We start from the raw sequence: 24,349 nt of genomic DNA, 5'->3' as shown, positions 1-24,349 counted from the left end.
TTCAAAATATTGTGGTTTGCAATATTATCGCTTGGTATAAAAATTCACATCAATCCCGCTCCAAATTGTTGTTTTCTAATGGAAAAGTCATACCTGATTGAGGATGAAAAGTCAATAATTAAAAGTAATCTTATTTATCGTATTCTAATAGGAGGAAATAACATAGATTTATTTTAGAAACAAATCACTAGCTCGCATTAGAATAGTTTAACGAAGTAAATGAAACTGAATTTTCTGTAACTATTTTTAGTTCAATCGCATGGATAAGTTTACACGAAAAACCTCAGAACCTACTTTAACTTCAATTGTATTAAAGATAATACGTGAAAGAGGTGGGCATACTTGAGTGCCGCATTCAAAGAAAAAAATAATATCAATATAATTATAGGCTTTTTAGTCTTTTTTTATGTAGCTTGGACCATTAAAGAATTATGGTTATTAGAATACATATATTCATTCGGTGAAATAATATCCCCTCTAGTAGATGCATTGGTTAAGAGTCTCATTTGGATTGTTCCAGTGTCGATTTATATAAAAATCCATTTACATTCAGATCCAATCAGCTATCTAAAAATGAATGTTAATGTGAAGGAAGGTGTGTTTTGGGGAATTCTTCTTTCGCTACTGTTAGGAGCCGGTTTAATTTTAGAAGCATTCCTCTTTAATGGTGTTTCTTTTCATTTTTCATTATCTTTTGATGACTATCTGAATACTGTTCTAATGGCGGGGCTTGCTGAAGAGATTGTATTTAGAGGATTAATTTTACAAGAGTTCAATAAAAAATTAGCTTTTTGGAAAGCGAATATAATGACGGCTTTATTATTTTTAGTCATACATTATCCAATTTGGATATACAATAATATCATTTTTCAATTTGGTTCTCATATTTACATTTTTCTCATTGGCTTACTATTTGGATTTGTTTTTAAAAAGACGGGTTCATTATGGACTGTCATCTTACTACATGCATTTCATAATTATGTTCTTAGCATCATTTAATCAAAAGGATTTATTATAAAGAGGAATTATTCAATTCACCTCTATGGATTTTTTAGAGGTGAATTGATTTTTTTGTTGGATATTTAAGTTAACATCATCTATCTTAAACGAATGGAGTAGGATAGTTGGAGAGTATTAACTTGTGTTCAACAATCTGGCCATTTGATTAATCTGAGAAGACTGTCCAAATAACAACAAGGAGATTGGTAAAATTTCACCATTTAAAGCATTCTCATTCACCATTGTTTGTTTATTCACCCTTTAATCGATTGTTACCATTCTCTTTTCCTTTTTGAGATATAAAGATCATCTATTTATAATCGGTATTAAATGTAATTATTACATTTAATACGATTTTCCTATCTTATGTATAGGGATTTGATGCTTACTTAAAGTTCATTGGGCTGCTTAGACAGCTCTTTTTGCAGTTTGGTAGAATAAGGAATAATTATAAATAATAAGCCTGTAACGATTACTTAATAAATCTAACTTTGGTAAAAAGAAATATTTTTTTAAAATTGAACCTATTATGATTTGGTAATCGTCTAATAGCAGAATTTAAAGTAGGTTGAAGGGGAGGGTAGTAGATTGGACAGAGAAGAAAAAGATTTTATATTAGAAAAAATAATGATTGAATATGGTAATGAGTTGGTACGATTGGCATTTTCTTATGTAAAAGATACAGAGATTGCTAAGGATATGGTTCAAAATACGTTTATCAAATGCTACAAAAACCTTGAGTCGTTTCGATTTGATGCACAAATAAAAACATGGCTCTATCGCATAACAATCAACGAATGTAAAGATTATTTAAAAAGTTGGAATTACAAAATGGTACAGGTGAAAAGTTTTATCAATGAAACAGCAAAATCAATATTACCATCAACAGAAAAAACGGTTATCAATAAATACAATAATGAAGAAATAAAAGATACTATCTTTTCTCTTCCAAAAGTGTATCGGGAAGTGGTTTATCTATACTACTATGACTCATTAAACACAGAGGAAATTGCCAAAGTTTTGGATATTCCAGCTAATACGGTGAAAACTAGATTAAGAAGAGCAAAACAAAGATTAGAGTCGATGATAAAGGAGGCAGAACTGAATGGAAGATAAACGATTAAGAGATAAATTATATAATATGTCTGAACAAGAACTAAGATTTACGAAAGAAGACCGTAATGAAGTATTTAAACAAATTCATAAACTCGAGAAGAATAATACGCAAAAAAATTCTCTTGTTTCTTCTTCAAAAAAATTCGCACCACTGACAGTTTCTTTATTAATAGTAGGCTTGTGTATATTTTTGTTTATGCCATCGATTCTTTCGGGAAACTTTAATGAAAAATCTAACACAAATGTTGCAAGTGAACCTGTCGTTGAGGAAGCTGGATTTGTAACCACTTTACTTACGGTGAAGTCGAAAGAAATGGATAATCGAATATATCTTAACCTTTTACTTTCTTATAGTAAAGATAAAAAGACAATGAAAGTTTTATCGATTCCTCATTTTACGTATGCGCCAATAGCAGATAACAATGATGGGACTACTTTGTACGATAAATTGTTATTTGCTTATAGTTTTGGTGGTGCTGAAAATGTAAGAACTACTGTTTCAAAACTATTAGATTTACCAATTGATTATTATGCAGTAATCGATTTAGAAACCATTTCAACGTTAATTGATTCAGTGAATGGTATCGATTACAACTTGCCAGAAGATATTCGAGTAAGAGCGATAACTAGAGTAGCATTTGACTTCGAAAAAGGACCGCATCGTTTGAATGGAGAAGAAGTTGTGGCATTAATGATGGCTGCTACAGTGGGAGAGGGAAGGGGCTTAGATGAAGAAAACCTATTAAACATACTGAATGCTGTTATGAATAAAACAGAAAACGAAATTCCACCAACACTATTAAAAGAACTGCTTACTCAAATAGAAGCTAATGCATCACTAGATTATTGGTTAGAGAATCAAATAGAAATCAATTCTATAAAACCGTTATCTTTAATTGATGGAATTAGAGATGATATGATAGATGGTAAATACTACATGGTGTTTGACAAAGATTTTTTAAATTCAATTTCAGAAGAACTAACCACATTTAACTAAATAGGAAATTATTTTATTGAAATACCTATAGTGCGTTAATGAAATGTAGATTAACGCACTTTTTAATATTTAAGGTAAAAACAATTGGGTTACTGTAATTGAAATTAAAGAGTGTCAAGAGTTAAAGATTAGGCTACCGAAATCAAAGGTAGCTTTTTTATTGAGCAAACGGTGCTGTTTAGTTCAATAATTGTATTTGGTTGTTCATTACCTATACTGTATAATTTAGGATATATTTATTGCTTTAAGTATTTCTAAAGAATTATTTTGGAGGGGATAATTTGTTGTATTTAACCTTATTAATCTGCATCGTTTTAATTGTAATGATGGATAAGCTTACTCAAGCTTTTAAATTATCAAGCATTTGGGGGTTGATTGGTCAAATTTGTGTGTCGCTTGTATTAATAGTGGTCGGCAAACTCGAGGTTAGTTATATTAATCTAGGAAATCACTTTGAATTAGGATATTTGACGATTCCATTTACTTTATTAGTTCTTGTAGGTTTTACAAATGTAATGAATATAGAAAAAGCGCAAAATACTTCAATATTGCTGTTGCCATTTGTTTCTTTAGTTTATTTCTCAATTGCAGCTTACGTCATGGGCCATTCATTTGTTCTAATAATAGGATTTTGTACTTGTTTAGTGATTTTGTTTATTATGCTATATGGTTATTTTTCAAGTAAAGTATTTGTAGGAAGAACGATTATTATGTCAGTAGGTTTCATAATAGCGGTACTTTCAATATCTTTCATTAAAACATCTATTGTAACAATTTATATCCCGTTATTTACTTTAGCATTACCATTTACTTTATATTATTTTATTTCAGATAAATTTACGAGTATAACATCAATTTTAGTTAGCACTATAACAGCTATATTCTTTGGTGGATTAATGTTTATAGTTCCTTTTAATATAATGTGGTATTTCATTGTTGGGTTAACTATTATTTTGGTTATTATGCAATCTTCACGTAAATATCGTATTATCTAGATTTATAAATTAGCTTGTGTAAGTACTTTTATTTTACTCTTATCAGGGTGTAATGCATTTCCATCTAAAACGGAAGAACCTTCTTTAAAATTAATATCGAAAGTTGTAAATACTGAACCTGTTGCATTAGATATCACTCTAAATGAAAAAGAAGAAAAATCAATATCCTTCTCATGTAGACTTTTATTGTAATAAATATGTGGGATTAGTTGTCTATTGTTGACTTTCAACATTCAAAACTACACTCCATCACTCATTAACCACAAGACTTGTGCGTAAAATTCACTACAGTCCTTTTGTTATGGCCTACTTTGCTTTACTATAATCATCGCAGTTAAACTATCCAGCTTGTTAAGACTTTTCAAAACACATTTTGTATTATGAAACAAAATGTTTAAAGGAGTGAGGAACATGAGTGTAGAAATTTTTAATGGTGAGCGTTCTGAGGAAAGTGTTCAATTTGAAAAATTGTTATTTTCCCAGAGTAATAAAATAAGTTTTTCTAGTATTGAAAATACCGAGCAGTTTATAAAGCAAAGGGGAATTGAAAATATTCAGCCCTATGTGATTGGGGATGATGTTAAATTTTTAAGTGATAGTAAGGAGCAGGTATTTGAAGGTATGCAGGTTTTTACTTTAAATGACCGAAAGTTCTTGAATCAAAAAGTTATTCTCTATATACATGGTGGTGCTTGGACGAATCAACCTTTAAATTTGCACTGGATGCTTATGGATAAAATAGCGCAATCGTTAAATGCGAAAATTATTGCGCCCATTTATCCTAAAGTACCACATTTTAGCTATAAAGATACCTACCCAAAGATCCTAAACCTATATAAAGAAATTCTTGGAACTGTTGAAGGCTTCCATCAATTGACCATCATCGGAGATTCGGCAGGCGGAAATATAGCACTTGGACTGGTCCAACTTTTAAAGAGAAATAATCTACCACAACCAAAAGATATTATTTTACTATCAGCATGTGTTGATATGAGTTTAGAAAATCCTCTTTTACCTGTATATGAGGAAAAGGACCCGATGCTAGCTAGTGTGGGCATGGAAGTTATTACAAAGATTTGGGCAGCTGATAAACATTTAAAGGACCCGTTAATTAGTCCAATTTACGGTGACTTTAAAGGACTTGGGAAAATTACTCATTTTATTGGAACACACGAAAGCTTATATCCAGATGCCATAAAATTTGATGAACAACTAACAGAACAAGGCAATGACATCACTACCTTTGTTTATCCTAACATGAATCATGTGTTTGTAGCTATGCCTATCCCTGAAGCCGTAGATGCTCAACAGAAAATTATTAATATTATTGGGAATTAAATATTGAAATAGGGTCATTTTAAGTTCGTTATTCAATTAAAAAGAGCTTTAGAAAATAGTAAATTATCAAACTTTTTATAACAATTGAGTATAGAAAAAGCGTGTTTTGATTAATTCAAAACACGCTTTTTTAGATAGATTTTTTAAGAAAATATCAAAAAAGATTAGGAACTTTTTTTGTTTTCGAGCCAGTTATCCTCGGAAAAGGACCAATCGTCGAAAATTTATTTACATTGTTAAAGGAAAAATTTATAGTGAAGGCGGTAGAAAGGACTGTGATGATATTGAAGGTAGAAGTTTCCGTTGACCCTAAATGTATAGAGCCAAAGGTTACCATTCATACAGCAGAGATGACAGATGAAATTGAACATCTTATGCATTGTATTGCTTCAGCAGGAATCCATACATTATCGGTGTTATCAGATAGAGGGGTTGAGTTTGTCAATTGTCAGGATATCGTCCGCATTTATACGGAACAGAAAAAGGTCTTTGTTCAAACATTAACGGGAATCTATACGGTACGCTTACGTTTGTATGAGCTGGAGGAAAGGCTAAATATGCAGATATTTGTACGAATCTCAAATGCTGAAATTGTCAATCGCCATATGATTAAACGCATGGATATTAGCAGAACAGGGACAATTGGGGTTGAACTAGTAGGAAATATCAATACATATGCATCAAGGCGCTACGTCACAAAAATTAAAAAGCAGTTAGGATTATGAGGTGAAAATGTGCATAAAGACATACTAATACGTATTGTAGGAGGATTTGGAATCGGTGTTACCCTTGGACTATTAGTACAATTTTTTGTAGCAATGGGGATCGAACAAGAGGGCTATGCTTGGGTTGTTCCAGAATTTCAAGCATTTTTCCCAAGTGAAGCAATAGCTATTATCGTTCAGATTTTGCTAACAGGTTTGATTGGCATAACATTTGCTTTAGCTGCACAGTTTTTTGAAATAGCCAGATGGGGGATGTTAAAGCAATATATCGTGCATTTTGCTGTAACGGCAATTGTTTGGATACCAATTGTCATGACGTTATGGATGCCCAAGACGATGGCAAATGTGTTCTCCTTACTCGCAAGTTTTTTAGGAACATATGTTATGACATGGCTATTGCAATATACATTTTCAAAGCGTGATATTGAACAAATTAATGCGATGTTAAAAAAGGAAGGTGAGTTGCATGACAATTGAAATAAAGGAACTAACCAAATGTTACCGCGAAAAAGTAGTAGTGGATCAGTTATCATTCAGCATAAATCAAGGTGAGTTTTTTGCACTTCTTGGTCAAAATGCAGCAGGCAAAACGTCCACAATTAAAATGCTTTGCGGACTTTTGTTGCCAACAGATGGTGATGCTTTATTGGATGGAAAAAGTATCGTTGAAAATCAGGTTGCGGCAAAAAAATTATGAATATTTCTCCACAGGAAACGGCAGTTGCACCCAATTTAACAGTATTTGAAAATTTACTATTTTTAGGTCGAATTTATGGTTGCTCCAAAACACAGGCAAGGGAACGGGCGAACGCAAATATGGAGTTATTTGCCCTCTCACAACGTCAGAACGACAAGGCCAAAACGCTATCAGGTGGATTTAAGCGTCGATTAAGCATTGCAATGGCTATGATGTCAAATCCTAAAATACTTTTTCTCGATGAACCTACATTAGGGTTGGATGTACGTGCGCGCCGTTATTTATGGAAAATACTAAGCGGATTAAAGGGAAAGGTAACGATTGTTTTAACAACTCATTATTTAGAAGAGGTCGAGATGCTTGCAGATCGTGTAGGGATCATGCATCATGGCAGGCTATGTGCGCTTGGCACAATTCAACAATTGATGCATGAAACAAAACAATCATCCTTGGAAGAAATATTTTTAGCATATACAGAGGAGGGCTTATGTTGAGGGCTAATGTGTTTGCGGCAAGAAATCATAAGGAAATCGTTCGTGATCCAGTAACACTACTAATTGGCTTAGGCTTACCAATTCTGCTTATGGGCTTATTTTCAGTTATGCAAAAAAATATGCCATTTGCCTTCTATGAAATTAGTAATCTAACTCCAGGTGTTATTGTTTTTAGTTTTTCCTTTCTTACTCTTTTTTCAGGAATGCTACTTGGGAAGGATAGAAGCTCCTCCTTTTTAATGCGCATCTTTGCCTCACCCATGTCAGCAGGAGATTATATTCTAGGCTATGTTCTGCCTTTGTTATCTATTGCATTTTTACAAATTATATTGTGTTTGCTTGCTGCCATGTTTTTAGGGCTGTCACTGGATAGCTCTATTCTATGGATGGTAGGGGTACTTATGATTATCTCCTTACTGTATATTGGCTTAGGCTTATTGTTTGGGACAATTTTTACGGATAAGCAGGTTGGCGGTATCTTTGCCATATTTGTAAATGTATCTACATGGTTTAGCGGAACCTGGTTCGAGCCTGATATGATTGGTGGTACTTTTCAAGCAATTGCACAATTTTTACCATTTGTTCATGCTGTGAGTGCAGCACGTGCAATTCAAAGCACAAGCTATACAGATGCTTTCATCCCACTTGTTATTGTCATTGGTTACACAGTCGTCATATTTGCAATCGCTATCCTCCTATTTAAACGGAAGATGCGTGGCTAATCGGAAAAAAGGGCAGTCAAGCTAGAACTATTTCTAGTTTGAACTGCCCTTTATCTTCATTCAGCAAATGTATTTTGTATCGAAAGCATAGCGGCAGATGTTTTATGCGCGTAAGCGTAGCGGCAGATACAAAAGACTCCAGCTCTATAGGTGGTGAAATGAATACGGCTATGGTTCCTTTTCAGTAGTTGTCCAAACACCTACTGAATGAAGATATAGCCTCCGGCGGATGTCACGGATTTTCAAAGGAATGAATTGTGCGGGCACAATTCAAAATCCGGACGCAATTACGCCAAGGCGAAATTGATTTTTAGTCATGATTTAGTGTAGCTGCAATTTCTGGCTGTTTTTCCACCTGCAGCAGCATATTAAAGGAAGCAATCGCTACTTCCACTTGATCGTCCTTTGGTTCACGAGTTGTTAATAATTGAAGCCATAAGCCAGGATAGCCAAGGAAGCGTAACACTGGGAGGTTACGGCATGCATTTGTAGCTTGCAATACTTCGAAAGAAACACCAAGTACAACAGGAATTAATAAAATACGGTCCAAAATGCGTAACCATAGTGGATCAGTAGGCACGAAGAAATATAAAAACATGCCGACAAAGACAGTGAATAGCATAAAACTACTACCACAACGATAATGTAAGCGTGATTGAGCTTGTACATTTTTCACTGTTATCTCCATACCAGCTTCATAGCAATTTATCACCTTATGTTCTGCACCATGGTATTGGAATACTCGTTTAATAATAGGAGTTAAAGATATAAAATATAAATAGGTTAATAGTAAAAGTAGCTTGATGCCACTTTCAAGTAGAATTTGTCCAGTTTTCCCCTCAATCCATTTTGAGAAAAAGTCCGCTATAAATACAGGAATTAATGTGAAGGCGAATTTTCCAAACAAAAAGGAAAGTATACCAACAACGGCAACGCCTAAAATCATTTGCAGCTTAGAGCCTTCCTCTTTATGCTCCTCTTCTTCACCGGGTGTAACGTCGTAACGATCCCCTGAAAATTGCATATGACGTGAGCCTAGTCCAGCCGATTCAATCAACGCCACAACGCCGCGTACAAATGGAACTTTTTTTAACTTTTGTAAAATAGGATTTTGAACTTTTTTATAATGATAATAATCAATGGAATCATCGTTACGGCGAATGGCTGTAATCGTATGTTCCTTTCCTCCGAACATTACACCTTCTAATTGTGCTTGTCCCCCGTATACAGGTGAATTGCTCAAGGCTAACACCACTCTCTATATATATTTCAACTGTACCATTGTACTAAATTTAATGAAAAACCTCTAGAGTTACGCATAGTAAAATTTCTATATGGCTACACTATTCGTACAGTAAAGGAAATAATGAACAATTTAAAAATCAATCAAGTATACTAATAAGGAGGATTTTATTTGAAAATAGCTAGTATAACTTCCCTTGTCAGTGCCCTTGTTTTAGCATTGTGCTTAAAGGGCTTACATTACTTTCATCTTATTAAATGGAGTCCAGTAGGTTTTTATAAGAAATTGGGGCTTTTTCAAGAAAGCTCAAAACTCTTTCATTGGAGTTTTCTTATTTTATGTTTATTTATCATAGGCTTTTTATTATTTATTGTGTTGAGATATATCTATATTATTCCAGCTGTTTTATCTTCATTTTTACTTGGTTTATTTGTGACGATTACATTAGAGTGGGTCGTTCTTGATTTACCTATGCAGCTCTCCTCCTTTACAAAATTATCGATTCCCTTTATGGTGGTCGTTATTTGTCTCCTACGTTTCTTGCTTGAAACAGCGAATTTTCATCAGAAAGAACATACAGCTCAAAAATGAAATTAGTTGCTGTATACGTCGTGTATGATAAAATAAATGGCAAGTACATAGAAAGAGGCGAAGATGCGTGAAGTTATTATGTTTAAATGGACCGAACTTAAATCGATTGGGTAAACGAGAGCCACATATTTATGGACATGAAACATTAGAGGATGTTAGAGAAAATGTTCAAAATCTTGCGGCTTCTTTAGGTGCTACAGTTGAATTTCGTCAATCCAATCATGAAGGGGTACTAATCGATTGGGTGCATGAAGCAGAGGACGAAAAATATGATGGTATTATCTTTAATCCCGGTGCATATACCCATACAAGTATCGCGTTACATGACGCCATTGCTGGAATCACTGTGCCAGTTATCGAAGTACATATTTCAAATATCCACAAACGTGAGGCTTTCCGTCATCATTCCTATCTTGCTCCGGCATGCCTTGGCCAAATCTGTGGACTAGGTACGAAAGGCTATGAACTGGCACTACGCACATTTATTGAGAGGGAGAATTGATTATGTTGAAATTGCAAAAGCTACGTAAGGCACTTCAAGAACAAAACATCGATGGCATTTTAATTACAAACGGGTACAACCGTCGTTATATGACTGGTTTTACAGGTACAGCGGGCGTAGCGATTGTGTCTCAAAATGATGCTGTATTTATCACAGATTTCCGTTATACAGAGCAAGCGGCTGCACAAGTACAGGATTTCCGAATCGTACAGCACGAGGCAACGATTATTGAAGAAATTGCAACGCAAGTAACAAATATGGGTATTAAATTATTGGGCTTTGAGAAAGATACTGTCAGCTATGGCACATTTGAACTGTATAAAAGTAAGATTCAAGCTGATTTAGTGCCGATTTCTGGGCTAATTGAAAAAATTCGCTTGATTAAGACGGAACAAGAGATTAATATTATTAAGGTTGCGTGTGAAATTGCTGATCACGCATTTACACATATTTTAGACTTTATCAAGCCTGGTAAAACAGAGCTTGAGGTTTCGAATGAATTAGAATTTTTCATGCGTAAACAAGGAGCAACCCAGTCCTCATTTGATACGATTGTTGCATCTGGTCTTCGTTCAGCACTACCGCACGGCGTTGCAACAAATAAAGTGATTGAAAAAGGCGACTTTGTCACATTAGACTATGGCGCATTATATAATGGCTATATTTCGGATATTACACGTACTGTAGCAGTTGGCGAGCCCTCTGAAAAATTAGTGGATATGTATAATGCAGTCCTTGCTTCTCAGCTATTAGCACTTGAAAAGGTAGGTCCTGGTCTAACAGGCATCCAAGCAGATGCGATTGCACGTGATTACCTTAAAGAAAAAGGCTATGGTGAGGCATTTGGTCATTCATTAGGACATGGAATTGGTCTTGAAGTACATGAAGGTCCTGGCTTATCAATGCGTTCAGATACGGTGTTAGAGCCAGGGATGGCCGTAACGATTGAACCAGGAGTTTATTTACCAGGTATCGGTGGTGTCCGTATTGAGGATGATATCTTAATCACAGAAACTGGTAATGAGCTGCTAACACATTCGTCAAAAGAGCTTATTATTTTATAAAATTTGGAGGAACACAAATGATTTCAGTAAACGATTTTCGTACAGGTCTTACAATTATTGTAGATGGCCAATTATATCGCGTGTTAGATTTCCAACACGTTAAACCAGGTAAAGGTGCTGCGTTTGTTCGTTCTAAATTACGTAATCTGCGTAACGGTTCAGTGAATGAAAAAACATTCCGTGCTGGTGAGAAAGTTGAAAAGGCACAAATTGACAACCGTAAAATGCAATATCTTTATGCACAAGGTGACGAGCATGTGTTTATGGACTTAGAATCATACGAGCAAACTGAACTAGCTTCAGCTGCTATTGAATATGAATTAAAATTCCTTAGAGAAAATATGGAAGTTTATATCCAATCATACCAAGGTGAAATGCTAGGTGTTGAGTTACCAAACACAGTTGAGCTAGAAGTAACAGAAACAGAGCCTGGTATCAAAGGTGATACAGCTTCAGGTGGTACAAAACCTGCTACACTTGAAACAGGGCTTATTGTACAAGTGCCATTCTTTGTTAACCAAGGTGATAAATTAATTATCAATACAGAAGAGGGCTCATACGTTTCTCGTGCGTAATGCCTTTAAAAAACCTACTCTTTTCTTAACGAAAGAGTAGGTTTTTATTTGTTTTTTATACATATAAAGCAAAAAAAACTGTTTTTTGTGCCATTCGATAGAGGCATTGTATGTTTTTTTACTAGCTTAGCAATTGTTTCTATCATCCGATTGATGGTTATACATGGCAGAAATGTTACAATAAACGTAAGGAGTGAGTGCTATGCTACAAACAACATTAGGGATACCTTATCCAATAATTCAAGCACCGATGGCAGGTGTAACATCACCAAAATTTGTTGCTGCCTGTGCGGAGGAAGGTATTTTAGGCTCAATAGGAGCGGGTTATTTAGATGGAGAGCAAACAAAAAACTTTATCCAGGAAGTAAAAAAGCTTACAAAGAAGCCCTTTGCTGTCAATTTATTTGTGCAGGAAGATCCACGTATTGATATCGAAGTCCTTCAAAAAGCTCGGATGGCATTACAACCATTTTATGATGAATTAGGTCTTTCACCTGTACAGAGTGTTATGTCCAAGGAAGTATTTGAAGGACAAATACAAGCCGTTCTTGATGAAAATGTCGCCGTTTGTTCCTTTACTTTTGGCATACCTTCAGCAGATGTTATTCAACGCTTAAAGGATAATAAGGTATTTGTTATCGGTACAGCCACTACATTAGAAGAGGCAAAGCGTGTGGAACAGGAGGGGATGCATGCTGTAGTTCTTCAAAGTGGTGAAGCTGGAGGTCATCGCGGTTCCTTTACAGAGCCTATGCAATTAATTACATTACCTGACTTATTGCAGCAAGTAGTTGGACAGATTTCTATTCCTATTATAGCTGCAGGGGGAATTGTCTCGAAAGAAGATATAGAAAAAGCTTTAGCCAATGGAGCACAGGCTGTTCAAATTGGCACGGCTTTATTAGTGGCAGATGAGTGTGAAATTTCACCGCTCTATAAAAATGCCGTACTCCAATCAAAAGCACAGCAAACAACAATTACTCGTGCATTTACAGGAAAACCAGCAAGAGGCTTAGCGAATGATTTTACAAAACGAATGAAAGATGCACCTGTAGCGCCCTATCCTTTGCAAAATCAATTAACGACTACGATTCGTAAAGAAAGTGCAGAACAGGGGAATCCTGAATATCTATCCATGTGGATGGGTGAAAAAAGCTATTTAGTAAAACAGACAGGCACTGTGAAAAGCATTATTGAAAAATTACTATAATTGTATGTTATTTTTTTCATACGACTCGTCTTTAAATAGTAGATCTCTATACAACTGTATAGAGGTCTTTTTTTATTGATTGCAACATATATTGCTGTACACGAGGGGGCGTATGTATGGAATTACAAGACGTATTAAGAGTCGCTGGAGTGGGACTAGTAGTTGCGCTTCTTCATGTTTTCTTTGACCAAACAGGGAAAAAGGAATTTTCGTTTTTCCTCTTTTTCATTGCTTATCTATACATGACAGCGGAATTGTTGAGATTTTTACGTCTATTTTTTAACGAAATCCTTACATTCTTTCAATGGCTGACCTCTTCAGGGTAAGTGTAGATGGAAATTGTCATCGTTGCTGTTGTCATGCTGCTTTTATTATTACTTATAAAAGAAGTCATACAGCCACTCCATGCGCTAATAAGTGTAATGTTTTCATTTTTATTGTTCGGTATGTTGTTCTCGACGCTCTTATTGCCGTTCATCAAGCAGCTGCTAGAGACGTTAGCTATTTTGCCATATGCAAAAGCGATTGTCATAAGTGCCAGTCTTTTTTATGTGGGGCAATGGGTGTCGATGTTACTTGTAGAGCAAAATTATAAAGTACTCGGAAACATTGTCATTGATGGGGTTAAGATTGTTATTTTGTTGTATTGGTTTAAAGAATTTTTGGCTGTTTTACAGGAGGTGTCTGCTATTTTACAACGGCTAAACTAAGGGGCGAAGGTCATGCAGGAGCAGATACTGTCATTTTTAATTGATCCATTTTTTCTCTTGCTGAAGATGACGCTCACACTATGTGGCTATGTCATCATAATTTTAATCGTGAATATGCTATTACCTACATTTGAAAAAGGGACAAGAATCCTATTCTTTCTGATTGTGCTCGCAACAATAGGACCTGTCGTAGTGAAGTCCTTTCAACTGATTGATGAAATAGCACAGGGACTTGCCCACATATTTACAGCATTTTATCCTATCCTTACTTCAAGTTTTCTGTTATCAAGTAGTATTACGGCAATTGCTTCCTGGCAGCCGTTCTTGCTCTTTTTTGTACAAGTCCTAACAATAGTTAGTAGTAAGTGGCTGATACCGGGTGTGTTATTTGCCATTGTATTTGATGTTTGTAGTGTCATTGTGAAAGAAATTTCCTTTACAAGAATTGCTGAATTAATCCGTTTTACCATTATGAGCATCGTCTCTGCATCTGTCATTTGCTACGTTATTTTAATGTCGGCAAGTGGAGTAGCGGCATTTAGTGTGAATGCAGCGGTTGCAGAGCCTGTTAAAAAATTAATTGAAGAAAATATTCCCGTGGTAGGTTCTTTTATCGTTGATAGTTTTTCAATGTTCCAGCATATGACACAATTTTCCTCTTCAATTAGTAGCATTAGTGCCTTTATAGCAGTTATTACTGTGTCATTTATTCCAACAGTACAGCTTGTTATCAGTGCTTACTCGTTAAAGCTACTGGCAGCTATTTTAGAGCCGATTGCTTTTGATGATATATGCAGATTACTAGATCACGTTAGTAAATCTCTATTTACATTATGTGCAGTATCATTTTTAATTGCTTTTTCATTTATGTTTTCTTGTTTTTTCCTCATCGTTTTTGTACAAGTTATGGCCGGGGGGAGATAGATTGATTCTTTTATTGGCATTGCTCTTTGTATGTCAGATATTTGTCTTTTTGACAGATGATAAAGAAATAATTTCACTGACAAAACTGGTGATTACGTTAGTATTTTTGCAATTGCTATTAAAGATTCCATTTATCAATTCATAGGAAGAAACAAGCGTACATACACTTGAAAAAGAGAAGATGAAAGGAGGCAATGTACAAGTGATGTGGAAAAGGCACGAAAAAAAACAACGTCATTTATGATTTTAATGCTTATTGCCGCCTCCGTAGGAATTTTCATCGTTTTACCAATGTATCAAACGAGTTCCACAAATAATCAAGTAACGCCGTCAACCAATGAAGAAAAACTGGAACAGACACTGAAGGCAATGCAAGGTGTTGGGGAGGTTAAAGTATATCTTTATTACGGAGAGATGACTGATGAGAAGGACGAAAATAAACTATTTAGCCAATATTTTCGAGGGACTGAGCAAAGCACAAAAGAAGTAACAGGGCTGCTCATTGTTTCAGAAGGTGCTAAAGATATCTTTGTGAAAAATGAGATTCGTGCGGTTGTCAGTCAAGTGATGCAGTTACCGATACATCGAATAATTATTGTTCCAATGGAAAATAAGGAGGAAAAGTAAATGCGCGTACGTAGAAGAACAGTTTGGTTTATGACATTATTAAGTCTAGTAGCAGTAATTTCAGTATATTATTTGGTTGATCCAGCAAAACAATTTAATGGACTAACTATTTTTACTGATGATACTTTACAGCAAACTGCCGTTACAGGTGTAACAGATCAAGAGGCTACGAAAGAGGGCATGACACAGGAAGTCTCCTCGCCGAGCCATTTGTTTGAAGAAATGCGCATGCAAGTGAGTGATGAAAGAAGTCAGCTTCGTCAACAATTAACACAGAAAATTGCTTCTCAAGAAGCCACTGCAGATGAAAAAAATAAAGCCTTTAATGACATTGATAGTCTAATTAAACAAGAGTCGGCAGAAGCAATGCTAGAAATGTTAATTAAATCTTTAGGCTATTCCGATGCTTTTGTAAAAGCAGACGGTGACAAAGTATCTGTTACGGTTATGGCGGAGGAGCTGTCAAAATCTCAAGCAAATGAAATCATTTATTTAGTAAAAACGGAGTGGGAAGGCGCAAATGATGTTCAAGTGAAATTCAATGCTAATAACTATTAAAAGATAAAGAAAAAAAGGAATATTCTGTTTATTTATAGGTCTTTGTTATATATCAGTGCAATGAAAAGGCTTTCGTTTAGTAAAGGAAAGCCTTTTATTTTGTTCATATTTACTTAATTTTCATTAAACTATTTCAAATTGTTCGAAAAAAATATAAAATAGTGCTTGTAGTAGATTTTATTTCATAAGGAGAGTTAGAAATGTTCAAAATTCAAGAAATTCGTGAAATCATTAAATTAGTAGATTCTTCTTCAATCGACGAGTTCGTGTATGAAGTAGATGGCGCAAAAGTTAAGTTAAAAAAGAATGGTGTTGTTGTTACTGAAACTGTAGCACCGAAAAAAGAAGTAGTAGCCCCTGTTATACAACAATCTGCACCAGCAGCACCTGTAGCTCCAGCAAAAGCTGAAGAAGTACCAGCAGCACCGACAGCTAACGACCCATCGTTACATAAAGTTGTATCACCAATGGTTGGTACTTTCTATCAAGCTCCAAACCCAGACTCACCAGCTTATGTTAAAGTGGGTGACAAAGTAGGTAACGAAACAATCGTTTGTATCGTAGAAGCTATGAAGCTATTCAACGAAATTGAAGCAGAAGTTCAAGGGGAAATCGTTGAAGTACTTGTTAAAGATGGCGAATTAGTAGAATACGGACAACCATTATTCCTTGTAAAAGCTGAGTAAGGAGTGCAAACCATGAAAAAAGTTTTAATTGCAAACCGCGGCGAAATCGCTGTGCGTATTATTCGTGCTTGTAAAGAGTTAGGCATTCAATCAGTTGCCGTATACTCTGAAGCAGACGCAGACGCATTACATGTGAAATTAGCAGACGAAGCATATTGCATCGGGCCAAAGCTATCTAAAGATTCCTATCTTAGCTTCCCGGCTTTACTGAGTGTAGCAGAAAAAACGGGTGCTGATGGTATTCACCCAGGATACGGCTTTGTATCTGAAAACGCTGACTTTGCTGAAGCCTGTGAAAACGCTGGCATTAAATTTATTGGTCCTTCATCTGACTCCATTAAAATTATGGGTATTAAAGACGTTGCTCGAACTACAATGGAGGCAGCAGGTGTTCCACTTGTTCCGGGTACTGGTATTGTTCCAGATATCGAAACAGGTAAAGAATGGGCTGCAAAAATCGGGTACCCAGTGATCATCAAAGCAACTGCTGGTGGTGGCGGTAAAGGAATCCGTGTAGCTCGTACAGAAGAAGATCTTGTAAAAGGCATTGAAATTACGCAAAAAGAGGCTGCTGCAGCATTCAGTAACCCTGGCGTATATTTAGAAAAATTCATCGAGTACTTCCGCCACTGTGAAATCCAAGTATTAGCAGATGGTCATGGGAATGTTGTACATTTAGGTGAACGTGACTGTACAGTTCAACGTCGTATGCAGAAATTAGTAGAGGAAGCTCCATCTCCAGCTCTATCTTCTGAACGTCGTGCTGAAATGGGAGCGGCTGCAGTTAAAGCAGCACAAGCTTGTAACTATGAAGGCGCTGGAACAATCGAGTTTATTTATGATTACCAAGAAGANNGATTTCTGGTGTAGATCTTGTACAACAACAACTAAAAATCGCATCTGGTGAAAAACTTCCTTTCACGCAAGATGATATAAAATTAAATGGTTGGGCAATTGAATGCCGTATCAATGCAGAAAATGCTTATAAAAACTTCATGCCTTCAGCTGGTACTGTCGATACGTATGTAACGCCAGGTGGCTATGGTGTGCGTATTGACTCTGCAGTATATGCAGGCTATACAATCCCACCGTATTATGATTCAATGGTGGCAAAACTAATTGTTCATGCGGACACACGTGAAGAAGCAATTGCAAAAATGAACCGTGCGCTAAGCGAATTTGAAGTATCTGGTCCTGGGATCAATACAACAATTCCATTCCACCAAGCATTGATGAACAATGACGTCTTCAAATCAGCACAATTCAATACGAAGTTCCTTGAAGAGAATGATGTTTTGGGGACAAACAAGTAATTGATTTGTGGATTTGGGGAATAGAACGCATTTCAAATATCGCAATAAAATTACCTTCTAACATTCAATTGTTAGGAGGTTTTTTATTTGGCTAGAAAAGGTCGGCGTACAGGGATTTTTGATTTAGAAGATGTGATAGAATCTATACAGTTACCAAGTTTTAAGGGTACGGTCAAACGTGCACGATGAAAGTATGTAAAGCTACACTTATCTAAAAACACTTATCAGACATTCAGGAATCATTTAAAAGCGTTTTAAAACAGTCACTTGATTTATGACTTCTTAGTGCCATAAGAAAGCATTGAAAGTCGATATGTTGAACTAGAGGCATTTAACGAGCAGATGAGCATTGATAATGAAGTCTGGAAAGCATTTACACAGGTAGTTTAATTGTAGCTACAGGAGAGATTGAGGAAGCATTAACAATAGGACTTGTTTATATAGTATTCAATCATTAACACAAGTCCCATTCTTATTGATCTAAAGACCATGTTAAAAGCTTAGGAGTACCTAAGTGTAACTACCACTTACTATTATTATTATAATTTTTTCTATAAACGTAGTCTTCATTATTAATTTTTAACCAATTACTAATAAAATTAATACCCACTATAAAAATTCCAAATAAAACAAACGCCATAGTATAATGACCTAAGAAGAATAAAATAAACGCCGCAACCAATATTAATAACATTAAAACTATTATCGCGACCTGTAATTTCCCTTTCTTCTTATCATTCATATGTTCAACCTCCTATCAAATCGCCAATATTTTCCCATTTAACTGAATAATCAGCCTTCTATTTTGTTAAATATTCTAACACATTTACAAATATTAGTGTAGGAAAGTGTAAGCTTATAAAGAAAGTTATGATGAGATTGCGGTAGCTCATCATTAAGTTGGTGTGATTATGTTACGCAGAACTTGGTTACATGGATTGCCATAAATCCTAGTAGTGCAGCTAATGCCCAACTGCACCTATAAACGCTGATTCATCATTAATGATGTGTTTACTTCTTTATAATCGTAGCCTGCTTGAAGCTGCCTTAAAGTCATTTTGAGGTAGCTCCTTTTTTTATCTACTCAAGGAATAGTTTCTCCCCAGCATTCTCCATTTGAATTTGTTCAAAAAATTTTTGGATAGGTAGTGTTTTGTTATATAAAGAAATTTTTGCAGCTAGACCTGCACATTTTGGGCCTACTTTTTGTCGTGTCATCTATTGATAGACGAGTGTCAGGAAAGAGGAAAGGCGCCAGCGAAATGCTCGGTTACAAGGAAGCAAGCGATAGAGTCAAATACTATGTGGCGTCTAATGTTTAAGTCATTGCTTTTTGTTGTCCAAAATTAATTTTATCCCTCATTTACCATCTTATATACCTATTAAATTATCAATAGTTGTAGATTTACCATTGATGTGAATATCCATGGTATCAATATCAGGATCTAACGTTAATTTATATACATGCTGTGTTATTGCATTATCTTGTTGATTCGTAACATCTAATTTTACTATTAATGTGTCACCTTGAGCTTCAAGATCTGTTGTAACTTTTCCGTTTGAGCGAAAAACGATATAGGAAATATGCTTATCTACTACATTGATTTTTTGAAGCGTATATTTATCATCAATTACCTTTTGCACTTTATCCGGAACAATCTCAATTTCACTAATACTTAACGTTGATGTATTACATGATGTTAATAAAATTACTGACAAAAACACTAAAAAAATTTTTTTCAATGCCTTTTCATCTGCCTCTCCTCATCTAACTGAAAATTTCATCATTAAGATTGTAACATAGAAAATCATGTGTTGGTAAAAAAAGGGGGTAAAAATGAAATGGATGAGATTCACCGTTACTTCCAACAGTTGCTATATCTTGTATTTTTATGCAAAAGCCCTAAAATGGCATGTGATGGCTAAGGTGTTGATTTAGAAAAGAAATAATTATCCAAAAACATTATTCTTTCAGCTCTTTTTTGTGTTTCTTATCAAGGATTTTATTTAAAAAGAACAGTAGACTACAAGAAAAAACCATCGACATTACCCCTTTAACCGCACGCATAATAAATGTATCGGAAGGAAAATCGAATATAATATATCCCCAACAATAAATAAACGTTACAACTATAAATAATTTAAATAATATATTCTTCATAAATTTTCTCCCTATCTCCCTTTACGAACTGCCTTTTTCTTTACTAGCTGAAAATTTAATCTACAGATAATTGTAACATTATAAAGTCTAAGTGGTAATATATAAACGTTGAGATTCACTATTACAGTAGCCAATAAATGCCCCATTATTTAGTGTTTTTTAGGCAAGCATAACAGATGATCATGAAAATGCGCTCAGGATGAGATTTCGGAACAAACAATAAAAAAGATTTTTTCCGTTTAGCTTACGTTAAATAGTGAAAGGAGGATGTGAATGCTAATATTTTGGAGTGTTTCCTTTGTTATCGTAATTTTTGCCTTCGTTTTAGGAGTAGTTAAGCTTTCGTGGGTTTATATGCTTATAAGTACAATTTCATCCATACCAGTTGCCTCTTATTATTTTTTTGGAGCAAACAATGCTTGGAAGTATATTGGTTTGATTCCTGTTTTTTTATTAATGTTGACAGTAGTCTTTTGGTTTTTGGAAAAAAGGAAAAGAGGGGTAATGGCTGATTTCATAAAAATGTAGATTAAAAGTAGAAGTGCAAAACAAAAAATATAATAGGAAAGGAGCATGTCGTATTCCATTTTATTATGAGAATTTTTTTAAGATTCCTTTCGCGACTGTCAATTATGGAAGGGAGGAGAGGGGAGTATCCAATAGCGTTCTGAGATGGCTCTATTTGTAAGGTTAATGCATCGGGAATTAAGTAATATAAGTTTCTTGAAAAAATATAGTTTTGGTTGTAGCAGAAAAAGTGAGGTTAGCATTTTTAACTGTCAAACCTCCTAACCTTTAGTAGCTAGGAGGTCTTTTATGTTATAATTCACTTTTTATTATTTGATACGCCTTTGTATCAACCGTATCTAATCATTATGATTATTCTACTGCTAATGCAGATAGTTGAAAATACGATTTTAATTTTACTGCTTTCATTTGGCGCGCTAATTTCATATAGTAGCCTGCGCCAGTCCAACCTGTATAGCGAAACGTATTATGCTTGTGACAAATCGGTAATAGGTGTACATTACCACCTTCATCAACTGTACTTGAGTTGGTTGCTTGTAAAATCACATGACCGCCTACTAATGTGCCACCACAGGAAAATTCATTTGTTTTTTCATCACTTTCATCTTGTGAATCTCCTACATAAATTTTATTATGCTCCGCACAGCAAGAATCCACATCCCCTGCTGGCAAATACTTTAGCAACAATTGAATCCAAGATTTCTCTCCATGCTTCGGATCATGAGTACTACCCTCCACATTAGCAAACTTTGTGCCGATAGCAAGAGGATCTGTTACACCATCATATACCGATCTTAAAGGGACAATGATAAATTCATCTGTATAGTCGATCTCTGGGTTCCATAAATCAGTAAAATAAGCACCTTGCTCATCCTTTGTTTTACGATAAACTACTCGGAATTTCGCTTCCTGCTCCTGTGTTAATTGCAATTTCGCACCCTCTACTGTCGTTGGCATATTAGCAAACATTCTCATTCCTCCTATAAGTTTAAAGTCTGTTTATTATATTTTTTATTGTATTCATCTAGCATTTCTTGGAATTTCGTGACGAACTCAAAAATAGAGATGAAATCAGTATTACTGCTTGCCTCTGTATTGTTAATGCTGACACTTTTATCCGCCGGTGTTGCTTCAAGATAATAGCCTAAAATTTGTGGATTCGTAAATCGTACCGTTACGCTATTAGCAGAGGATTGCACACTGGAATTACTTTGGGCTGAGGATGAGGAAGAAGACCTGCTTCCCCCGAAAATAAAGAAACCTCCGCCACTTGCTGAATGATCCTCAACACTTTGTGCAAATGAATTTGATATAGCGGTTGCAGAAGTAAATTTAATAGTAACATCTCGCGCAATAACAAATGCCGTAGGGAAGCATGGGAAAACGCATTGATTCATTTCCTTTAAGCGTTCCTTTGAAAAATCTTGATAATCTTTCGATGGCGCAATGGATTTGCTCGATGTATTATACATATCCTCTGTCAATAAAAAGACTCCAGGATTAAACCATTCTCGTCCAATTTGTACCTTTGCCACAGATAGTCCAATTTGGATCGACATCTCTGAGCTACTAGCGAATGCATTACTGATTGCTTCCTTATGGCTAGAGCTACTGGAATAGCCTCCAAAGAAAAAGGATACACCGTAGTTAGAGGAAGATGCTGAAGCATAGGAAGAGGAAGCTTGATTTGCTTCTTTTAAGCTTGATGTAAGAATAATTTGTGTAAAGTTTTCTGGTACATGATTTGGTGCAACTTCATTTTCATCCACTTGCTTATTAGCCTCCTTGGAAGATTGTAAAACAGTGGCAAGTCTTATTTTCTCTTTTAATGCCTCAATATCTTGATTTGTATTGTCAAGCTGCTGCTGTAATGGAGAGAGCATGGATTTGAATTGAAGCTTATTATTCTTTTCGAAATATTGCATCGCAGCGCTTGTTGCCTTTTGTGCCTTGTCAATTAAATCATTTTGTGCAGTTAAACAGTCCTTAAAGTTAGCACTAAGTTTGTCAAGTAGGTCTTTTACTTTGTCATTTTCAACGCCAAAAATGCGCATAACTGTTGAAGGTAGGACGGTTGTGACTTCCTGTAATCCTTGGGAAGCCATTATATCGACCAATGTTTTTAACATATCTAATGTTGTATTAGCATACGTTTTCTGCAGTGCTTCAAGAGATGCTTTAAACGCTGTATCACTTTTTTCATAAGCCTCTTTTAATGCTTGTACTTCTGTTTCATCTGGAATAATTGCTAAAAATGAGTTAATATTACTTGTAATATTGCTACGTTGAGCTACTAATAGGGCCAACTGCTGTGCTAACGCTGCAGGACTTTCAAGTAAGTCAACAGGTGTAAAGGAGGTATTTAATAATGTAAACCAATTTTCTGGATAAAGCTGTACAGGATAAACATGTCCACCATCAGGATTCATCTTCCCTACATTGGCAATTGTAGAACGAGCCTCAGCGATCTCACGCCCTACGCCACTATCTAAAATACCATTAATAATTTCCATATCACCTGGGGAAAAGACACTCAATACTTTACCGAGTTTTTCCTCTACTCCAAGTACTTCTGCCTCTGCTGTTATTTCATACCAATCTAAAAATTCATTATTACGTTGCTTGTAGTCTTCGGCTGTCTGCTCTGGGTACTTTTTCGCAAGCTCATTTTTCTTTGCCACCTGCTTTTCAGCCCATGCTTGCTTTGCCTCTACATAATCGCTATACAATCGGTAGAATACTTGTTCAAGCGTAAGTACATCCTGCTTGCCATCACCAAAATTATAAGGATATGGTGTCATTAGTACTTCTCGCAGTTTGTTTTTTGCCTCGAAAAGCTTACTATTTAATTTAGGCGTAAGCATATCCAGTGCGGTTTTATACTGGGTTGATAAGTGACGCCCATTATCAGAGGCTGTCATCTGACAGGCATCAAATAATTTATTGACAAGCTTTGATTCATTGGCTCTAACAAAGGCAGGCTTTGGTTCGTTATTGTCAATGTCATAGGCATACTGCGAGGCACTAATTAACGTCCCGGGAAGGCTCATACAAAAAAATTGATTTGCATTACTGCCACCAATAACGGAAGTAATCTGTTCATATAACTTGTCTGCAAAGCTTTGAGTATTGTCCCCATCTTGTAAATCTGTTGCTGTCAATAACCTATTTTGTTCATTTTCCACTGTACTTCCCCCTATACTTAATTGTGATAGCAAAGCTTTCACCAAACCACTATATGAGGTAAGCCTCTTCGATATAACATCCTACCTAAAAAAATCTTTAATAGTTAAAATTCATCATTATTAGGGATTGGTATTTAGGAGATTTTTCCGTCTACATTTATAGAATTTCTACTTTAAAAGTGAAGAAATACTCAAAGATTTCTTTCTTTTTATTTTATAGAGAAATAATTTGATGTTATCGATAGAATTTTTATAGTTATCGAAAAAAATTAAGCTTTATCGCCCAACTTTTTAAATTTATCGGCTAAAGCGGCTTTCGACAGCCAAACCTTCCTTTTTATAGTATAATAAGCGTAAGAACAGCATTGGTTTGTGATGTGTTAGGGAAA

At 35.3% G+C, this 24,349-nt stretch carries 27 protein-coding genes and 2 pseudogenes; 22 read left to right on the top strand and 7 right to left on the bottom strand.

All coding sequences use genetic code 11. The features are described 5' to 3' along the window. The first annotated feature begins 342 nt into the window (after positions 1-342). From B2R82_RS03980 to B2R82_RS03965, 4 genes are all read left to right on the top strand, one after another. Complete coding sequence (locus B2R82_RS03980; RefSeq protein ID WP_286923632.1) at positions 343-999, top strand: CPBP family intramembrane glutamic endopeptidase; 657 nt, start codon at positions 343-345, stop codon at positions 997-999. 588 nt (positions 1,000-1,587) lie between these two features. Then, a complete protein-coding gene (locus B2R82_RS03975; protein WP_286923631.1) occupies positions 1,588-2,115 on the top strand; it encodes a sigma-70 family RNA polymerase sigma factor in 528 nt (175 codons plus the stop codon). Next, the gene (locus B2R82_RS03970; protein WP_286923630.1) at positions 2,105-3,112 is read left to right on the top strand and encodes an LCP family protein; all 1,008 of its coding nucleotides are present in this window, start codon (positions 2,105-2,107) and stop codon (positions 3,110-3,112) included. The genes B2R82_RS03975 and B2R82_RS03970 overlap by 11 nt, the downstream gene beginning before the upstream one ends. A gap of 281 nt (positions 3,113-3,393) precedes the next feature. After that, positions 3,394-4,107, top strand: a complete 714-nt coding sequence (locus B2R82_RS03965; RefSeq protein ID WP_286923629.1) for a UDP-N-acetylmuramyl pentapeptide phosphotransferase — start codon at positions 3,394-3,396, stop codon at positions 4,105-4,107. 2 nt (positions 4,108-4,109) lie between these two features. Here B2R82_RS03965 and B2R82_RS03960 read toward each other — a convergent pair whose 3' ends face one another. Continuing rightward, entirely contained in the window at positions 4,110-4,340 is a 231-nt protein-coding gene (locus B2R82_RS03960) for a hypothetical protein (RefSeq protein ID WP_054770999.1), read from the bottom strand. Between the two features lie 178 nt (positions 4,341-4,518). Between B2R82_RS03960 and B2R82_RS03955 the strand changes: the two genes are divergently transcribed. The 5 genes and pseudogenes from B2R82_RS03955 (at position 4,519) to B2R82_RS03935 (ending at position 8,083) form a co-directional block, all read left to right on the top strand. Further along, complete coding sequence (locus B2R82_RS03955; protein WP_286923627.1) at positions 4,519-5,445, top strand: alpha/beta hydrolase fold domain-containing protein; 927 nt, start codon at positions 4,519-4,521, stop codon at positions 5,443-5,445. A gap of 284 nt (positions 5,446-5,729) precedes the next feature. Beyond that, positions 5,730-6,170, top strand: coding sequence for a LytTR family DNA-binding domain-containing protein (locus B2R82_RS03950; RefSeq protein ID WP_286923626.1), 441 nt, complete (start codon positions 5,730-5,732; stop codon positions 6,168-6,170). Between the two features lie 9 nt (positions 6,171-6,179). Next, entirely contained in the window at positions 6,180-6,647 is a 468-nt protein-coding gene (locus tag B2R82_RS03945) for a DUF3021 domain-containing protein (RefSeq protein WP_286923625.1), read from the top strand. Then, positions 6,637-7,361: pseudogene (locus B2R82_RS03940) on the top strand (ABC transporter ATP-binding protein). Before B2R82_RS03945 ends, B2R82_RS03940 begins: the two are co-directional and overlap by 11 nt. Continuing rightward, the gene (locus tag B2R82_RS03935) at positions 7,358-8,083 is read left to right on the top strand and encodes an ABC transporter permease (protein WP_286923624.1); all 726 of its coding nucleotides are present in this window, start codon (positions 7,358-7,360) and stop codon (positions 8,081-8,083) included. The pseudogene B2R82_RS03940 and the gene B2R82_RS03935 overlap by 4 nt, the downstream one beginning before the upstream one ends. Before the next feature lie 310 nt (positions 8,084-8,393). Here B2R82_RS03935 and B2R82_RS03930 read toward each other — a convergent pair whose 3' ends face one another. Beyond that, a complete protein-coding gene (locus tag B2R82_RS03930; protein ID WP_286923623.1) occupies positions 8,394-9,326 on the bottom strand; it encodes a DUF1385 domain-containing protein in 933 nt (310 codons plus the stop codon). A gap of 171 nt (positions 9,327-9,497) precedes the next feature. Here B2R82_RS03930 and B2R82_RS03925 point away from each other — a divergent pair, with 171 nt between their 5' ends. The 12 genes and pseudogenes from B2R82_RS03925 (at position 9,498) to accC (ending at position 18,086) form a co-directional block, all read left to right on the top strand. Continuing rightward, entirely contained in the window at positions 9,498-9,917 is a 420-nt protein-coding gene (locus tag B2R82_RS03925) for a hypothetical protein (protein WP_286923622.1), read from the top strand. Between the two features lie 67 nt (positions 9,918-9,984). Continuing rightward, positions 9,985-10,419, top strand: a complete 435-nt coding sequence (gene aroQ, locus B2R82_RS03920; protein WP_054771001.1) for a type II 3-dehydroquinate dehydratase — start codon at positions 9,985-9,987, stop codon at positions 10,417-10,419. Between the two features lie 2 nt (positions 10,420-10,421). Further along, entirely contained in the window at positions 10,422-11,483 is a 1,062-nt protein-coding gene (locus B2R82_RS03915; RefSeq protein ID WP_286923621.1) for a M24 family metallopeptidase, read from the top strand. Positions 11,484-11,500: 17 nt separating this feature from the next. Continuing rightward, positions 11,501-12,058, top strand: a complete 558-nt coding sequence (efp, locus tag B2R82_RS03910; RefSeq protein WP_283868609.1) for an elongation factor P — start codon at positions 11,501-11,503, stop codon at positions 12,056-12,058. A 202-nt stretch (positions 12,059-12,260) separates the two neighbouring features. Continuing rightward, entirely contained in the window at positions 12,261-13,268 is a 1,008-nt protein-coding gene (locus B2R82_RS03905; RefSeq protein WP_286923620.1) for an NAD(P)H-dependent flavin oxidoreductase, read from the top strand. A gap of 116 nt (positions 13,269-13,384) precedes the next feature. Continuing rightward, positions 13,385-13,594: a hypothetical protein gene (locus tag B2R82_RS03900; protein ID WP_012295089.1), complete on the top strand. Its 210-nt coding sequence runs from the start codon at positions 13,385-13,387 to the stop codon at positions 13,592-13,594. Positions 13,595-13,600: 6 nt separating this feature from the next. After that, the gene (locus B2R82_RS03895; protein WP_283868607.1) at positions 13,601-13,978 is read left to right on the top strand and encodes a hypothetical protein; all 378 of its coding nucleotides are present in this window, start codon (positions 13,601-13,603) and stop codon (positions 13,976-13,978) included. A 12-nt stretch (positions 13,979-13,990) separates the two neighbouring features. Further along, a complete protein-coding gene (locus B2R82_RS03890; protein WP_286923619.1) occupies positions 13,991-14,902 on the top strand; it encodes a stage III sporulation protein AE in 912 nt (303 codons plus the stop codon). Positions 14,903-15,109: 207 nt separating this feature from the next. Further along, positions 15,110-15,529 (top strand): hypothetical protein, encoded by a 420-nt coding sequence (locus B2R82_RS03885; protein WP_054771636.1) that lies wholly within the window; start codon positions 15,110-15,112, stop codon positions 15,527-15,529. Continuing rightward, positions 15,530-16,087, top strand: coding sequence for a SpoIIIAH-like family protein (locus tag B2R82_RS03880; protein WP_286923618.1), 558 nt, complete (start codon positions 15,530-15,532; stop codon positions 16,085-16,087). It begins immediately after the preceding gene. A 200-nt stretch (positions 16,088-16,287) separates the two neighbouring features. After that, complete coding sequence (gene accB / locus B2R82_RS03875) at positions 16,288-16,773, top strand: acetyl-CoA carboxylase biotin carboxyl carrier protein (RefSeq protein ID WP_286923617.1); 486 nt, start codon at positions 16,288-16,290, stop codon at positions 16,771-16,773. Positions 16,774-16,785: 12 nt separating this feature from the next. Continuing rightward, positions 16,786-18,086, top strand: a pseudogene (gene accC / locus B2R82_RS03870) (acetyl-CoA carboxylase biotin carboxylase subunit). A gap of 520 nt (positions 18,087-18,606) precedes the next feature. Here the strand turns inward: accC and B2R82_RS03865 are convergent. The 3 genes from B2R82_RS03865 to B2R82_RS03855 form a co-directional block, all read right to left on the bottom strand. Then, positions 18,607-18,828, bottom strand: a complete 222-nt coding sequence (locus B2R82_RS03865) for a hypothetical protein (RefSeq protein WP_286923616.1) — start codon at positions 18,826-18,828, stop codon at positions 18,607-18,609. Positions 18,829-19,457: 629 nt separating this feature from the next. Continuing rightward, positions 19,458-19,805, bottom strand: coding sequence for a peptidylprolyl isomerase (locus B2R82_RS03860; RefSeq protein ID WP_286923615.1), 348 nt, complete (start codon positions 19,803-19,805; stop codon positions 19,458-19,460). A gap of 244 nt (positions 19,806-20,049) precedes the next feature. Further along, a complete protein-coding gene (locus B2R82_RS03855; RefSeq protein ID WP_286923614.1) occupies positions 20,050-20,247 on the bottom strand; it encodes a hypothetical protein in 198 nt (65 codons plus the stop codon). 273 nt (positions 20,248-20,520) lie between these two features. Here B2R82_RS03855 and B2R82_RS03850 point away from each other — a divergent pair, with 273 nt between their 5' ends. Next, positions 20,521-20,775 (top strand): hypothetical protein, encoded by a 255-nt coding sequence (locus B2R82_RS03850; protein ID WP_286923613.1) that lies wholly within the window; start codon positions 20,521-20,523, stop codon positions 20,773-20,775. 351 nt (positions 20,776-21,126) lie between these two features. On the opposite strand, the gene B2R82_RS03845 is transcribed toward B2R82_RS03850, so the two are convergent. Both B2R82_RS03845 and B2R82_RS03840 read right to left on the bottom strand, forming a co-directional pair. After that, a complete protein-coding gene (locus B2R82_RS03845; protein ID WP_286923612.1) occupies positions 21,127-21,744 on the bottom strand; it encodes a hypothetical protein in 618 nt (205 codons plus the stop codon). A gap of 11 nt (positions 21,745-21,755) precedes the next feature. Beyond that, positions 21,756-23,960, bottom strand: a complete 2,205-nt coding sequence (locus B2R82_RS03840) for a hypothetical protein (RefSeq protein WP_286923611.1) — start codon at positions 23,958-23,960, stop codon at positions 21,756-21,758. Positions 23,961-24,349: the final 389 nt, after the last annotated feature.

The organism is Lysinibacillus sp. UBA6686, from assembly GCF_002455205.1.
Classification (GTDB): domain Bacteria; phylum Bacillota; class Bacilli; order Bacillales_A; family Planococcaceae; genus Lysinibacillus; species Lysinibacillus pakistanensis.
This window is presented reverse-complemented; position numbering and strand designations above follow the sequence as displayed.

Coding starts and splice junctions, on each gene's coding strand:
- B2R82_RS03970 (WP_286923630.1), top strand. CDS start 2,105: ATGGAAGATAAACGATTAAGAGATAAATTATATAATATGTCTGAACAA.
- B2R82_RS03960 (WP_054770999.1), bottom strand. CDS start 4,340: ATGTTGAAAGTCAACAATAGACAACTAATCCCACATATTTATTACAAT.
- B2R82_RS03955 (WP_286923627.1), top strand. CDS start 4,519: ATGAGTGTAGAAATTTTTAATGGTGAGCGTTCTGAGGAAAGTGTTCAA.
- B2R82_RS03915 (WP_286923621.1), top strand. CDS start 10,422: ATGTTGAAATTGCAAAAGCTACGTAAGGCACTTCAAGAACAAAACATC.
- efp (WP_283868609.1), top strand. CDS start 11,501: ATGATTTCAGTAAACGATTTTCGTACAGGTCTTACAATTATTGTAGAT.
- B2R82_RS03905 (WP_286923620.1), top strand. CDS start 12,261: ATGCTACAAACAACATTAGGGATACCTTATCCAATAATTCAAGCACCG.
- B2R82_RS03900 (WP_012295089.1), top strand. CDS start 13,385: ATGGAATTACAAGACGTATTAAGAGTCGCTGGAGTGGGACTAGTAGTT.
- B2R82_RS03895 (WP_283868607.1), top strand. CDS start 13,601: ATGGAAATTGTCATCGTTGCTGTTGTCATGCTGCTTTTATTATTACTT.
- B2R82_RS03890 (WP_286923619.1), top strand. CDS start 13,991: ATGCAGGAGCAGATACTGTCATTTTTAATTGATCCATTTTTTCTCTTG.
- B2R82_RS03880 (WP_286923618.1), top strand. CDS start 15,530: ATGCGCGTACGTAGAAGAACAGTTTGGTTTATGACATTATTAAGTCTA.
- accB (WP_286923617.1), top strand. CDS start 16,288: ATGTTCAAAATTCAAGAAATTCGTGAAATCATTAAATTAGTAGATTCT.
- B2R82_RS03865 (WP_286923616.1), bottom strand. CDS start 18,828: ATGAATGATAAGAAGAAAGGGAAATTACAGGTCGCGATAATAGTTTTA.
- B2R82_RS03855 (WP_286923614.1), bottom strand. CDS start 20,247: ATGAAGAATATATTATTTAAATTATTTATAGTTGTAACGTTTATTTAT.
- B2R82_RS03850 (WP_286923613.1), top strand. CDS start 20,521: ATGCTAATATTTTGGAGTGTTTCCTTTGTTATCGTAATTTTTGCCTTC.
- B2R82_RS03845 (WP_286923612.1), bottom strand. CDS start 21,744: ATGTTTGCTAATATGCCAACGACAGTAGAGGGTGCGAAATTGCAATTA.